The sequence below is a fragment of the Candidatus Pelagibacter sp. PS_23 genome (assembly GCF_059417905.1).
In genome coordinates this window covers 114,310-128,576 of the sequence record NZ_CM182071.1, presented here as the reverse complement: position 1 = coordinate 128,576, position 14,267 = coordinate 114,310, and the positions used below count along the sequence as shown (strand labels likewise).

Annotated in this window: 14 protein-coding genes and 1 rRNA gene; 5 read left to right on the top strand and 10 right to left on the bottom strand. The window is 29.1% G+C overall.

The window, feature by feature from the left end; genetic code table 11:
• Positions 1-18 precede the first annotated feature (18 nt).
• Genes AC5SLY_RS00670 through AC5SLY_RS00655 form a run of 4 tightly spaced genes read left to right on the top strand, consistent with a single transcriptional unit; the run spans position 19 to position 2,051 of the window.
• A complete protein-coding gene (locus AC5SLY_RS00670; protein WP_494598877.1) occupies positions 19-576 on the top strand; it encodes a hypothetical protein in 558 nt (185 codons plus the stop codon).
• The gene (locus AC5SLY_RS00665; protein WP_494599117.1) at positions 474-1,229 is read left to right on the top strand and encodes a methyltransferase domain-containing protein; all 756 of its coding nucleotides are present in this window, start codon (positions 474-476) and stop codon (positions 1,227-1,229) included. The genes AC5SLY_RS00670 and AC5SLY_RS00665 overlap by 103 nt, the downstream gene beginning before the upstream one ends.
• Positions 1,202-1,669 carry a WbuC family cupin fold metalloprotein gene (locus tag AC5SLY_RS00660; protein ID WP_494598876.1) on the top strand — a complete coding sequence of 156 codons (468 nt, stop codon included), beginning with the start codon at positions 1,202-1,204 and terminating at the stop codon, positions 1,667-1,669. Before AC5SLY_RS00665 ends, AC5SLY_RS00660 begins: the two co-directional genes overlap by 28 nt.
• Positions 1,656-2,051: a WbuC family cupin fold metalloprotein gene (locus tag AC5SLY_RS00655; protein ID WP_494598875.1), complete on the top strand. Its 396-nt coding sequence runs from the start codon at positions 1,656-1,658 to the stop codon at positions 2,049-2,051. The genes AC5SLY_RS00660 and AC5SLY_RS00655 overlap by 14 nt, the downstream gene beginning before the upstream one ends.
• Here AC5SLY_RS00655 and AC5SLY_RS00650 read toward each other — a convergent pair.
• From AC5SLY_RS00650 to AC5SLY_RS00615, 8 genes are read right to left on the bottom strand one after another with little or no spacing between them, the layout of a single operon-like run.
• Entirely contained in the window at positions 2,046-3,146 is a 1,101-nt protein-coding gene (locus AC5SLY_RS00650) for a DegT/DnrJ/EryC1/StrS family aminotransferase (RefSeq protein ID WP_494598874.1), read from the bottom strand. The genes AC5SLY_RS00655 and AC5SLY_RS00650 overlap by 6 nt on opposite strands.
• A gap of 9 nt (positions 3,147-3,155) precedes the next feature.
• Entirely contained in the window at positions 3,156-4,673 is a 1,518-nt protein-coding gene (locus AC5SLY_RS00645; protein WP_494598873.1) for a PfkB family carbohydrate kinase, read from the bottom strand.
• 12 nt (positions 4,674-4,685) lie between these two features.
• A complete protein-coding gene (locus AC5SLY_RS00640; RefSeq protein WP_494598872.1) occupies positions 4,686-5,348 on the bottom strand; it encodes a class I SAM-dependent methyltransferase in 663 nt (220 codons plus the stop codon).
• Positions 5,345-6,280: a transketolase family protein gene (locus AC5SLY_RS00635; protein ID WP_494598871.1), complete on the bottom strand. Its 936-nt coding sequence runs from the start codon at positions 6,278-6,280 to the stop codon at positions 5,345-5,347. The genes AC5SLY_RS00640 and AC5SLY_RS00635 overlap by 4 nt, the downstream gene beginning before the upstream one ends.
• A 2-nt stretch (positions 6,281-6,282) precedes the next feature.
• Entirely contained in the window at positions 6,283-7,050 is a 768-nt protein-coding gene (locus tag AC5SLY_RS00630) for a thiamine pyrophosphate-binding protein (protein WP_494598870.1), read from the bottom strand.
• A gap of 6 nt (positions 7,051-7,056) precedes the next feature.
• The gene (locus AC5SLY_RS00625; protein WP_494598869.1) at positions 7,057-8,055 is read right to left on the bottom strand and encodes a GDP-mannose 4,6-dehydratase; all 999 of its coding nucleotides are present in this window, start codon (positions 8,053-8,055) and stop codon (positions 7,057-7,059) included.
• Positions 8,025-8,975, bottom strand: coding sequence for an NAD-dependent epimerase/dehydratase family protein (locus tag AC5SLY_RS00620; RefSeq protein ID WP_494598868.1), 951 nt, complete (start codon positions 8,973-8,975; stop codon positions 8,025-8,027). The genes AC5SLY_RS00625 and AC5SLY_RS00620 overlap by 31 nt, the downstream gene beginning before the upstream one ends.
• A gap of 4 nt (positions 8,976-8,979) precedes the next feature.
• Positions 8,980-10,017: an alcohol dehydrogenase catalytic domain-containing protein gene (locus AC5SLY_RS00615; protein WP_494598867.1), complete on the bottom strand. Its 1,038-nt coding sequence runs from the start codon at positions 10,015-10,017 to the stop codon at positions 8,980-8,982.
• Positions 10,018-10,135: 118 nt separating this feature from the next.
• Here AC5SLY_RS00615 and AC5SLY_RS00610 point away from each other — a divergent pair, with 118 nt between their 5' ends.
• Positions 10,136-10,657 (top strand): adenylyl-sulfate kinase, encoded by a 522-nt coding sequence (locus AC5SLY_RS00610; RefSeq protein ID WP_494598866.1) that lies wholly within the window; start codon positions 10,136-10,138, stop codon positions 10,655-10,657.
• Here AC5SLY_RS00610 and AC5SLY_RS00605 read toward each other — a convergent pair.
• The gene (locus AC5SLY_RS00605; protein WP_494598865.1) at positions 10,650-11,267 is read right to left on the bottom strand and encodes a class I SAM-dependent methyltransferase; all 618 of its coding nucleotides are present in this window, start codon (positions 11,265-11,267) and stop codon (positions 10,650-10,652) included. The genes AC5SLY_RS00610 and AC5SLY_RS00605 overlap by 8 nt on opposite strands.
• A 227-nt stretch (positions 11,268-11,494) precedes the next feature.
• Positions 11,495-14,248: ribosomal RNA gene (locus AC5SLY_RS00600) — 23S ribosomal RNA — on the bottom strand.
• Positions 14,249-14,267: the final 19 nt, after the last annotated feature.

Here is a 14,267-nt window from a genome sequence, read left to right as displayed (position 1 = left end):
ATATCATTAATATAATTTATGTTCTTTAAAATAAAAAAATGTAGATCATGCAACTCTACCAAATTTATCAATAGGATTAATATTAAACCTATGCCACTCGGTGATAAATATTCAAAAAAAAAAAACCAATACAATAAACATGTAGATCTTAATGTCATAGAATGTAAAAATTGTAATCACCTACAAACTAATACTACTGTAAATCCTAAAATACTTTATTCTAATTACTTGTCTAGACCAGCGGCAGTGAATTCAAAATTATCTAAAGACTTCAGCTTATATGCGCAAGATCTGATTAGATATATCAATAAAAAAGATTCCATACTAGAGATTGGAAGTAATGATGGAAGTTTTTTAAAATACTTTAAAAACAAAGGCTATAAAAACATAACTGGCATTGAGCCGGCTAAAAATCTAGCAAAGATCTCTAATAATCAAAAAATAAATACTATAAATGATTATTTTTCAAAAAAATTAATAGAAAAATTATATTTAAAAAAAAAAAGTTCAAACTTATTATTAATAATCATTCACTATCAAACATTCATGATATTAATGAAGTTTTTGATGGAGTAAAATTTTCATTAGAAAAAAAGGGAGTGTACTCTATACAAACATTTTACGCAGCTGATGTTATAAAAAAAAAACTACTAGAAAATTTTAATCATGAACATATTCACTATTTTTATATAACTACGCTAAATAAATTAGTTAATCGACATGGACTTGAAATATTTAAAGCATTTCATGTTAAGGCAAAAGGTGGTTCCATTAGAGCTTACGTTTCGCACATTGGAGATTTTAAGATAGATAAATCTGTTAAAAAATTTTTTATGGAAGAAAAAAATTACATAAAAAATAAAAAATTATTATCTTCAGTAGAAAAATCTATTAAGAAAAACTCAAAATTAATTAATAAAATTATAAAAAAAAATCATTATAAAAAAATATATGCCTACGGAACTTCTATTGGAGCCACTGTATTTATTACGCAATATAATCTTAAAAATTCTATTAAATATCTCATAGATGACGACTCATACAGGCAAAATCTATATTCTCCTGGATATAATATTTTTGTTAAAAGCAACGATATAATCAAAAATAAACCAGATTTAATAATAATCTTAGCTCCACTTTATACTAGACAAATTATTGAAAAAGTTAAAGAAAAATTTGGAAATAAAAATTTCTTGAAAATATGGCCAAAAGTAGAGTTGATAAAATAAACATTATAAATGCAGATTATATAAATCTTCAAATAAAAAAATTTTCAAAAATAAAAGAAAATTTTTTTAGAATTAACCTCCATAAATCTGAAAAAGAAAAAATTCAATTTATGCTTATGTTTTATAAGAGGGGGTTTTTTTACCCCCCTCACTACTCTAATAATGTTACAGAATCATTTGCTCCAATAAAAGGTAGATTTAAAGTAATTTTTTTTAATAATAGGGGAAATATAAACAAAAAAATTTTATTAAGTGCCAATAAAAATATCTCTTATAAAATTAATAGTAAAATATTTCATATGATTATTCCAATTACTAAAATTGCACTAGCGATAGAGGCAATCGATGGCCCTTACAAAAAAAATTCTGTTAAAATACCTATATGGTATGTAAAAAATAAAAAAAGGTTTATTAACATGCACAAAAATGAATCATTTTAATAATTTAAAAAAAATTTTTATAGTAAATGAAGATACTATTAATAAATTAAAAATTAATTCGTTTAATAATACTAAAAGGTTTAGACAAAATTTACACTTAACAAAAAATTCTAAAATACAAGACATGATTATTTGTTTTAAAAAAAATTCAGAATTTGGACCTATTAAAGCTAAAAAGAAAACTGTTTTTAAATTGATAAATGGGGAAGGATTGGTTAATGTTTATGATAAAAAAAAATTATTATCAAAAAATAAATTAAACAAAAATAACTTTATAATTATAGTGAACAAGAATACATTATACAAAATTAAGGCAACCAGTAAATTCATGATAATTAATGAATTTATAGAAGGTCCCTATAAGCAAAAAAAAATTCTATAAATACAGATTTGCAAAATTATTTAGTTGATTTGTCACGTAAACAATTTCAGAATATTTTAAATTTTCATGAACTGGTATTGATAAAATTTCACTAGCAATTTTTTCGCCAATTTTAAAAAATTTATTATTGTACTTTTTAAAACCACTATGATGATTCAATAATCTTTTTTGTTGTATTTTAGTTTCTATTCCTTTCTTATTAAGAAAATTAATTAAATCTTTCCTTTTTGAACATCTAATTGAATAAGTATAATATACATTCTGAAAATTATTATAAAAAATTGGTTTTTTAAACTTATCACTTAAATTGATATTGTAGTAAGAAGCATTTTTAATTCTTTTTTCTATAACCTGACTTAAAGTTTTAAGCTTATTATTTATAATTAATGCCTGAAACGTGTCTAGTTTATGATTCAAATCAGGGTAAAAACATTCATCTTTCCTCATGTCAACTCCAGCGTATCTAAGGATTTTTAATTTTTGATATATTTCATAATCTGAGGTTGACACTGCTCCTGCATCACCAAATGCACCCAAAACTTTCATTGGATTCATACTAAAAGCAGCTAAATCTCCGAAAGATCCTGCTTTTTTATTATTATAAATAGCTCCAAAAGCTTGTGCGCAATCTTCTATTAAAAATATTTTTTTTTTCTTACAAAAATTACTTATCAGATCCATATTTTGTACTAAACCTGTAAAATGAACAACAATAATAGCTTTTGTTTTTTTTGTTACTTTCTTTTTAATATCATTGAAATTAATTAGATAATCTTCGCCAATATCTGCCCCGACAGGCTTAGCACCAGCCATCGTCACGGCTGTAAAAGTTGAATACCACGATAAGCAAGGAACAATAACTTCATCATCACTTTGAACATTCAAAGATTTTAAAGCTAAATATAAGGCATTTGTTCCTGATGAAACTCCTATTGTATATTTCTGACCAATATATCGGCTAATTTTTTTTTCAAGATTTTCAACTTCCTTTCCAAGAACAAAAGTACCATTAGACAAAAATTTTTCGAATAACTTTATATATTTATTTTTTTCAATTTTATTATTTATGGATAAATTTAAAAATCTAACTTTCATAAATTATTACTATTTAATCATATGACTTAGTGTTTTAAGCATTCCTTTAGAACTTATAAAAGCACTATTTGAAATATTCATTATAGAATTTGCTGCCGCAATAGAACCTAATACTAGAGTTAAGTCTAAATCTGATTTAACTTTAGTGAAAATAGACATTATTGATAACATACTATCTCCAGCTCCTACTTTATCAACAACTTTTTCGCAGTATCCTGGGCAATAGTAAAATTTATTATCTCTCGCATTAAACAATACTGCTCCATCTTTTCCTCGAGTAACTACAACTATTTTAATGCTGTTTAATTTTGATAATTTTTTTATTAAAAATTTTATATTATTATTTTTATCTCTAAATTCTTGTCTAATCTCACTTTCGTTGATTATTAAGAGATTGATCTTTTTGTACTTTTTAAAGCTGTGATAACCAATGCTTGAAGCATTAATTTGAGCATTTAAAGAAAGAAAATTAGATTTACTACAAATAACTTTTGCAATTTTTTCAGTTATAAGACCATGACTATAATCAGACACAATAACAAGATCATAATTAGAAATATTTTTATTAACCAATTTTAAAAATTGATTTTCTTCATTTTTATCTAAAAAATCATCATTTAAATCATAAACAGCAAAAAGTTTTATTTTATTTAATTGGTCAAAATATCTTTTTTTTACAATAGTACTTCCGTTTTTTTTTTTAATGTAATTTAAGATAATATTTTTTGATAATTTCTTTCTAATAAAATTTAGATATTCTTTTTTATTACCTAAGTAAGTTAATATTTTAATTTCAGAACAAAAATCTGATATATGCTGTGCTACGGCAAGACTGCCTCCTAAATACATATGTTCGCCATGATTTTTAAAAACTAGTAATGGTTCTTTGCCAGATTTTCCCATCGCAGTGCAATAGTGATAATTATCAATTATAGCTTCACCTATGACCAAAACTTTTAATTTTTTTACTTTTAAAAATTGCTGATATACTTTTTGTAGTCCATAATTAGTAATATTCTTTAAATTATTTTTTTGATTATCAGTAAAATTATTAGTATAGTTATTTATAAGATTGCTAGAACTGAAGGTTATATCTCTTGTATACTTAATAATTCCCCCTACCGATTTAACTTCTCGAATTTCTTTTAATATATTTCTGGTGATATCTTTATTATTTTCTTTATATTCAATGCCTTTACAATAAATATTTGGCTTTAAATTTTTTATGACTTCACAAGCATCTACTTTTTTAGAAATCACAACATAATCAACTGCACTAAAAGATGAAATTAATTCTGATCTAAATTTACTACTAAAGATGGGTCTTTTTGGTCCTTTGTTAATAAAAGAATCATCTGTTATTGATACAATTAATATATCGCCCAATTTTTTTGCTGACTCAAAATGTCTTACATGACCTATGTGGATTAAGTCAAAAACACCATGACATAAAATTATTTTTTTTTGTCTTCTTTTTTCTTGAGCAATAATGCTTTTAAGTTCTATTAAATCAAAAATTTTTTTCACAGGACAATTAAATTAAAAATAAATAAATTCATAATCGCCGTTATATCCAAACTCTTTAAATAACCAAAGCCATTGATCTATTGAAAAAAAAGATTTGCAAGTTAATGCCCAGCACTGTAAATTAAATAATTCTTGTTCGTTTCTATAGCTTTCCGTAGCTATATAAGAACTTTTTCCAACTCTTTCGCATTCTTGCAAAGCATTCTTTAATCCAGAAATTTCAAGATTATGCAAAGCATTAATTGAAATGACTAGATCAAATTCTTTTTTATCAAAAGGAAAAACATTTGCAGCATTGTGGATAAATAAATCTTTTTTTATTTCTCCTGGTGCATGATCTATGCCGTAAGACGATATATCAAAACCTTTAATGTATAAACTGGGAATTAGTAATTTTAATTCATATAACAAAAAAGCTTTTCCACACCCAACATCAAGAATCTTTGAATCTTTATTTAATTTGTAAGTTTCGATAATTTCTTCGGCAATTGGCTTCCATCTTCCTGCAATATATTTATAACCACCATAACCAAACCTTCTATCTCCATCCCAATATTTTTCTGAATATTGTGATGCAATTTTCATACACTCAATTTTATCATCATTCATTCTCGCGAGGTAATCTCTGTTCGTAGAAGTATGTAGTTTAGTAATGAATTGTCTAGGTTTTTTCATGTTTTTTTTATATTTTTAATAATATTTTTTAAAATAATACTCTCACTTATTCCGTGTTTTTTTAACAAATCATCTTGAGAACCATAGCACTTAATAAATTTATCTTGTAGTGAAAAAATTAATATTTTTTCATTATACGAAAAATCAAAAGCATTTGATTTAACAATGGAACTTAATCCTCCTATTATAGAGTGATCTTCTATCACTACTATCATGTCAAATTTTTCAAAAATTTTTTTTAAACCTAGGGTATCAAATGGTTTTAGGGTATGACAACTGTATATAGCAGCGGTAATTCCTAATAATTTTAATTTTTCTCTAATATTAAAAGCTTTATTAATAATAGGTCCAAAAGATAAAAAACATATGTTTTGTCCATCAGCAATCTTTCGTATTTTTCCAAATTCCCATTTTTTTACATTTTTATTATTTGTTAGTATTTTTTCCCCTACCTTGCCTATTCTTAAATAAACTGGGGATTTTGAAATATTACAACAATATTTAACTGCCGATTCTAATTCTAAAGGGTCACAAGGAGCTATTATATTTAAATTTGGAACTGATCTAGCTATAGATATATCTTCCTGGGTTAAATGAGTGCCTCCTAAATTTGAGTAAACAGTTCCAGCACCCATACCTACAACGGTTACAGGTAAATTTTGATAACACAAATCAACTCTTATCATTTCGAATGGCCGATATAATGCAAAAGTAGATATAGTATAAGCAAAAGGACGCATACCAACCATTGCAAGTCCCGCACACATTCCTATCATTGTTTGTTCCGAAACCCCCACGTTAAGAAATCTATTAGGAAACTGATTTTGAAATTGCAGCATTTTACCTGCGGGGGATATATCTGCTACCAAAACATAAATTTTATTATTTTTTTGTGATTCTTTAAAAATTGTCTCAGCAAAAGTATTTCTCATTGCTAAATTTCTTTTAATGCCAATAAAAACTCATCTTTATTAGGTGATCTATAATGCCATATAGGATTATTTTTCATAAAACTAACTGGAAAACCTTTTATGGTTTTGGCTACTAAAGCAAATGGTTTTCTTTTAGATCTTTTGGAAATATTTTCTAAAATTTTTTTGCTATTATGACCATTGCAAGAACCAACTTCCCAGCCAAAAGAAGAAAATTTTTCTTCTATTGGATAAAGAGTGGGATGAGTATCTTGAGTTCTTGTTGAGCTTTGAAAATCATTATTGTCAATAATTAACACAATGTTATTTAAAGACAGAGACGATATTATTAAAGCCGACTCCCATACTGAACCTTCTTGTAATTCTCCATCGCTTAACAAAATATAAATTTGATTTTTTTTGTAATTTGAAAAAGACATGCCTGCGGCTATAGCTAATCCATGTCCTAAAGATCCAGTGGAAGCCTCAATTCCTTTCACACCATAGTCAGGATGAACTCCTAAAAAACCATTTTTACTTGAATAGCCTCTCAAATCACTATCTTTAATTATGCCTAAGTCATTTAGCACAACATATTGAAGTATACCTGCGTGACCTTTTGAAAGAATAAATTTATCATTTTTTTTTAATAACAAATTATAAATACAATCAACAATTTCGACACTTGAGAAAGAGCCGCCTACATGCAAAGCTGAGACGGTTTGTGAAATCTCTAAGATTTTTTTCCTATATTTTGAGCATCTAAACTTTGAATTTTTTAATTTTATCATAGCACTCTATTTTTTATGAATATAAATTTGATCATTTTTGTTAAAATAATTTAAATTATTTTTAATCCAATTTATACAACTTAATAAACCTTTGTCTAAAGTTATTTTTGGCTTCCAATTAAATTCATCCATCATTTTTTTAGCTGACAAAGAATAAAATTTATCTTTCCCTTTTCTTTCAGATGACTCTATAACCAAGTTTGAATAAGAATAATTCATTTTGCTACAAATTTTTTTTACTAAATTTTTTATAGAAATCATTGTATTTCCGGCTACATGATAGATTTCTCCTGATCTACCTTTTTTCATTATTTTATAAGTGGCTGCTGAAACATCATCAATATGTAAAAAATTTCTCATAGAAGCACCACCACCATCTAATGTAAATTTAGTATTATTCAAAATTGAAAAAATTGTTTTAGGTATAATTCGATATAATCTTTGATATTCACCATAAACATTTGATGCTCGAATGGAACAAAAATTTATCTTATTTTGATTAAAAAGTATTCTTAAAAACTGATCCGCAGTAACTCTTGAAACGGCATAGGGAGTTGATGGTTTGTATAATTCATTTTCTTTAGTATTCTTTTTTAAACTACCATAAACTTCAGGGGTAGAAATATGTATTAATTTAAATTTAAAATTAAGTTTTGAAATATTATAATATAACTGAACTAAACCAAAAGAATTTGTACGAAACCAATCGATTGGGTTATCCCAGCTTTGTCCAACCATACTTTGAGAAGCATAATTAATTATATATTGCGGTTTTGTTTTTTTTAATAGAAAAAATATTTTTTTATGATCTTTATTTATATCTAATTTTCTAAATTTAAAATTAGTAGAATTATTATTAAATGCTAAAAAATGATTTTTATTAATTTTGGACCTCCCAACTCCAATTACTTGGTAACCTTTTTTTAATAAAAGCTTTATTAAAGATCCAGCTGAAAAACTGTTAGAACCGATAACTATGATTTTTTTATTTTTTTTTTTAACCATTGAATAGAATGAAAATTTGATTTTTCTATAAATTTACCTGTATTATAAAAATTTTTAAATTCTTGAATTGCATCTATAATTTTTTTCTTCGGAACAAAACCTAATTTTAGTAATTTACTAGAATCTAAGTTATAGCTTCTGGGGTCGTTAGTATTTCTAATAATTTTTATTTTAGATGTAATATTTGCAGATATTAACCTTGCAATGTTCAAGATTGATAAATTCTCAAAACCAGCATTATAAATACCGAATTTAACCTCCTTTTTTAAAAAAAATATATATAAGGAAATTACATCATCTATATGAATGTTAGGTCTAGTTTGTTTTCCTCCAAAAACTGTAATTATTTTTTTTGTTAAAGCTTGAAAAGTTAATGCATTTACAGTCACATCCAACCTCATTCGATGGGATAGGCCGCAAATTGTTGCTGGTCTAATAATAATGATGTCTAATAAATTTTTATAAGAAATCAAAACTCTCTCAGTAACCATCTTAACCTTATTATATGTGGAAATAGGATTTAAACTTAATTCTTCTGTAACTTTTTTTTCTTTTTTTATTCCATAAACAGATCCGGAAGATGCATATATAATTTTTTTTACTTTATTATTAATTAAATGTTCTATTAAAATTTTGGAACCCAATGCAGAAGTATTCCAGCTTAAAGAGGGATCTAAATCTGTCATTGGATCGTTAGCAATACTTGCTAAATGAATGCAAGCAAATACACCTTTAATGTTAATTTTCTTTATATCTAAAATATCTGACTTAATATTAATTAAATTCTTATGTTTTAAGTGAAAATTATTAAACAAATTCAAATCTACATTAATTACAGAATAATTTTCTTTTAATAACTTTTTAATTAATTCAGTGCCAACATAACCTGAGCCACCAGTAACTAAAATTTTTTGATTCATAAATTTATTTAAATTTAATTAAAGCTTTACCTATAATTTTTCTTTTTTTATAATCGTCAATTAGTGTATTAATATTCTGTAGATCATAAACTTTGTCTATATACTGATTAAAATTAAATTTACTTTTTAGTAAAATATTCAAGTATCTTACAAGATCTTTCTTCGGATTAAAATTTCCACCATACGATCCTAATAATTCAAGGCCATAATTAATTTTTAAAGAATTAAAACTAATTTTCTCATTTAACTTCGGGACGCCTAAAAAAGCAATTTTGCAAATGATTGGATAAGCCAATAAATGATTTAATAAATGAGAAGAGCCGGTTGTGTCTGCAATGTAATCATAAAAATTATTTTTTAGATTATTTATTAAATTTATATCATTGAGTGATAAGAAAATATTGTCTGCGCCAAATATATTTGCTTTTTTTATTACTTGAACATTCTTATCTAAAACGTCTATATTTTTAAGACCAATATATTGTGCATAATGTATCATTGGCAATCCCAATGCCCCCGCTCCAAGAATTAAAATATTTTTATTTTTTTTTATTTTTAAAATTTTCTCTAAAGTTGAAATGGCCACTGGGATTGAACATCCCATTAATGGTAAAGTTTTAATTTTGTATTTGTTTTTTATAACTCTGGTCAGTCTGTTTCTTGAAATAATTGAATATTCTGAAAAAGTAGTAATTTGACCAGAATTAATTACTTTATTAGAGTTCTTTTCCTTATATTCAATTTTATCACAATCTTTACCAGTAGATTTCATCCAATGAAGCACCACTAAATCATTTATTTTAAGATTCTTAACATGATGACCTATTCTTTTAACAATACCGCACGCTTCATGACCTAAACAATGAGGTAAAAAGTTATCTTTACCTTTAATACCAATTATTTCACCGTATTGAGAAGAGCAAAAACCAGAGTACAAAATTTTTACTAAAACTTGATTTTTTTTTAGTTGATCAAAAAATAAATTTTTTATCTTTAGGGGTCTATTATTTTTAATCAAAACTGCCGCTTTAAATGATTTCATCTAATTTTCGATCTCCCCATTTTTAAAAAAAGTGATTTAAATCTCATTATGCTATATCTATTACTTTATTTATTATCATAAAGTTAGTAAAATAATTAAATTAAAAAATTGACAAAGTATGAAAAAAAACCTCAATAACAAAGAAGGAATTCTATTCTGGATAACTGGACTTTCTGGATCTGGGAAAAGCACTATTGCTTCATCTATATATCGCAAAATAAATCAAATATACGGGCCGACAATCGTTTTGCATGGCGATGATATTAGGAAAATATTTAAGTTAAATTCTTATGACAAAGATTCCAGATTAAGAATTGGAAAAATGTATATCAATTTAGCAGAACTTATAATTAAAAAAAAAATTAATGTAATATTTGCAGTAGCATGTTTATTTGATGAGGCAAGAAAGATTAATAGATTAAAATTTAAAAATTATATTGAAATTTTTATAAAATCTGGAGTCAAAAATATTATAAAAAATAAAAAAAAAGGATTACTTTACACTAAAAAAAATGTATGGGGCATAGATATAAAACCTGAATTTCCTAAAAAACCAAACATAGTATTAAAAAATAACTTTAAAAAAGAAAAAAATAAATTAGCAGAAGAACTTATTAAAAAAATTGCAAATACTATTTGAGTAATAGAATTGCTCTACAAATATTTGGTCTTTGATTTTTGAATAAAGCAAAATTAAAGCTAGACATTATTTTAAGTATCTTAAATTTATTTTTAGAAATTTTTTTTTTAAAAGTATTTACATTAATAAACCTTCTATAATGCGTATACAATCTTTCATTCTTACTAATTTTTCTACCTTTATTTATTAAAGGATCTTTGTCAGTTCTAAATTCCAAAAAAATTTTAGAATCTTTGCTTGCCATTTTTTTTAAATTTTGAAAAAAAATATTCTCTTGTTTTTCATTTATTGTATGTAAAAAAAATCTTGCATAAATAACATTGTATTTTTTTCTAACAAAAAAATTTGTTTTACAAACGTCTTTTTTATGGAAGAAATCTGAAATTAATTTATTTTTTTTAATAGCGGTTCTGGAAATATCGATCCCCTCAGCTTCTATACCATTTTTTCTAAAATAAAATGTATCTCTTCCGTTTCCACAAGCAACATCTAATAATTTAACATTTTTTAGTTTGCTAATATCTTTATATACAAATCTAGCAAAGCCACTTTCTACACAGGTGTTAAATTTATTGTAAAAATTATCCCAGTATTCTTTATTTTTTATCATAATTTCTTATTTAATATTTTAAATATAAAAGGGTATATTGCTATGAAAAATTTATAACTGAATTCACTATTGGAGAATAAATATATTTCATAACTAAAAATTTAATATTTATTATCAGCATAAAAAGTTATTAAATTATTATTTAATAAAAATTAATAATAGTGTCTCTTTTCTTTTTAGCATTGTAATTTGAGAAAACATTTAATCTAAAAATTTTTTTCAGTGCATAAATCAAGCCAATTGAGCTATTAGTACTGGTCAGCTACACGCATTACTGCGCTTCCACATCCAGCCTATCAACGTGGTGGTCTACCACGGCTCTATAGGAAGAACTAGTTTTGAGGTGAGTTTCCCGCTTAGATGCTTTCAGCAGTTATCTCTTCCATACTTAGCTACCCTGCACTGCGGCTGGCGCCACAACAGGTCCACCAGTGGTATGTTCAACCCGGTCCTCTCGTACTAGGGTCAACTCCTCTCAATTCTTCTACACGCATAGCAGATAGGGACCGAACTGTCTCACGACGTTCTGAACCCAGCTCACGTACCACTTTAATTGGCGAACAGCCAAACCCTTGGGACCTGCTCCAGCCCCAGGATGTGATGAGCCGACATCGAGGTGCCAAACACTGCCGTCGATATGAGCTCTTGGGCAGTATCAGCCTGTTATCCCCGGCGTACCTTTTATCCGTTGAGCGATGCCCCTTCCACTCAGAAGCACCGGATCACTATGACCGACTTTCGTCTCTGCTCGACTTGTCAGTCTCACAGTCAGGCAGGCTTATGCCATTGCACTCTACGAACGATTTCTGACCGTTCTGAGCCTACCTTCGCACGCCTCCGTTACTATTTGGGAGGCGACCGCCCCAGTCAAACTACCCACCATACAATGTCTCGCTGCCGGATGACGGCTAGCGGTTAGATGTCAAGAAAAACAAAAGAGGTATTTCACTGGTGACTCCACAAAAGCTGACGCCTTTGCTTCAAAGTCTCCCTCCTATGCTAAATATGTTTTTCCTAACACCAATGTAAAGTTGCAGTAAAGGTGCACGGGGTCTTTCCGTCTAACTACGCGAACTCCGCATCTTCACGGAGAATTCAATTTCACTGAGTTGATGTTGGAGACAGCGGAGAAATCGTTACGCCATTCATGCAGGTCGGAACTTACCCGACAAGGAATTTCGCTACCTTAGGACCGTTATAGTTACGGCCGCCGTTTACTGGGGCTTCAGAAGTTAGCTTGCACCAACCGCATTAACCTTCCAGCACCGGGCAGGCGTCAGACCCTATACATCCACTTACGTGTTAGCAGAGCCCTGTGTTTTTGATAAACAGTCGCTTCTCCCTGGCTTGTGCCACCCTTCTATAGTTGCCTACAAAAGGGTCTTCCTTATCCCGAAGTTACGGAAGCATTTTGCCGAGTTCCTTCAACATCATTCTCTCAAGCGCCTAAATATACTCTATTAATCTACCTGTGTCGGTTTCGGGTACGGTCTTCATGATGGAGCTATTTCTTGGGACCCCTTCGCGGCAAGTTCAATCCATTAAGAACTCACAACTTACGGAATCCGTCACTACCATCAGGTCAAGGAATATTAACCTTGTTTCCATCGACTACGGCTTTCGCCCTCGCCTTAGGTGCCGACTAACTCTACGCGGATTAACCTTGCATAGAAACCCTTAGATTTTCGGCGACGAAGTTTTTCACTTCGTTTATCGTTACTTATGTCAGCATTCGCACTTCTGATACCTCCAGGATCCCTCACGGGTATCCCTTCACAGGCTTACAGAACGTTCCGCTACCCCTTACAAAGTTCGAAAACTTTGTAAAGCCACAGATTCGGTACATGATTTTAGCCCCGTTACATCTTCGGCGCAGAAACTCTATTAGACCGGTGAGCTGTTACGCTATCTTTAAAGGATGGCTGCTTCTAAGCCAACCTCCCGGCTGTTAAGGAATTTCCACATCCTTTCACACTTAATCATGATTTTGGGACCTTATCTGGTGGTCTGGGCTCTTTCCCTCTCGACCATGGACCTTAGCACCCACAGTCTGTCTGCCGAAGAACAATGTCTAGCATTCGGAGTTTTATTAGGTTTGGTAAGAATCTCTTCCCCCTAGCCCATTTAGTGCTCTACCTCTAAACATCTATTTATTCGACGCACTACCTAAATAGTTTTCGCGGAAAACCAGCTATCTACGAATTTGGTTGGCCTTTCACCCCTTACCACAAGTCATCCAAAGACTTTTCAACGTCAACTGGTTCGGTCCTCCGGTTGGTGTTACCCAACTTTCAACCTGCTCATGGTAAGCTCATTCGTTTTCGGGTCTAATTCATTAAACTAATCGCCCTATTAAGACTTGCTTTCGCTGCGCCTACACCTAGATGGCTTAAGCTTGCTTAATAAATTAAGTCACTGACCCATTATACAAAAGGTACGCCCTCACCCTAAAAAGGGCTCGGACTGATTGTAGGCATGCAGTTTCAGGTTCTATTTCACTCCCCTAATAGGGGTTCTTTTCACCTTTCCCTCACGGTACTAGTTCACTATCGGTCACTGAAGAGTATTTAGGCTTAGAGGGTGGTCCCCCTATATTCGAGCAGGATTTCTCGTGTCCCGCTTTACTCAAGAATTTTGTTAGACATTACTCATACGGGACTATCACCCTCTATGGTTAGCATTTCCAAACTATTCAAATTTTTCTAACAAAACTACTGGCCTACTCCGCGTTCGCTCGCCACTACTAACGGAATCTCAATTGATTTCTTTTCCTCTGGTTACTTAGATGTTTCAGTTCTCCAGGTTGTCTCTTTAAACCTATGTATTCAGTTTAAAGTACCACATAAAGTGGTGGGTTTCCCCATTCGGAAATTTTCGGATCAAAGCTTACATACAGCTCCCCGAAACTTATCGCAGTATATCACGTCCTTCATCGGCTTTCAGTGCCAAGGCATCCACTACACGCCCTTAAACGCTTGATTTATGCACAGAAAAAAATTC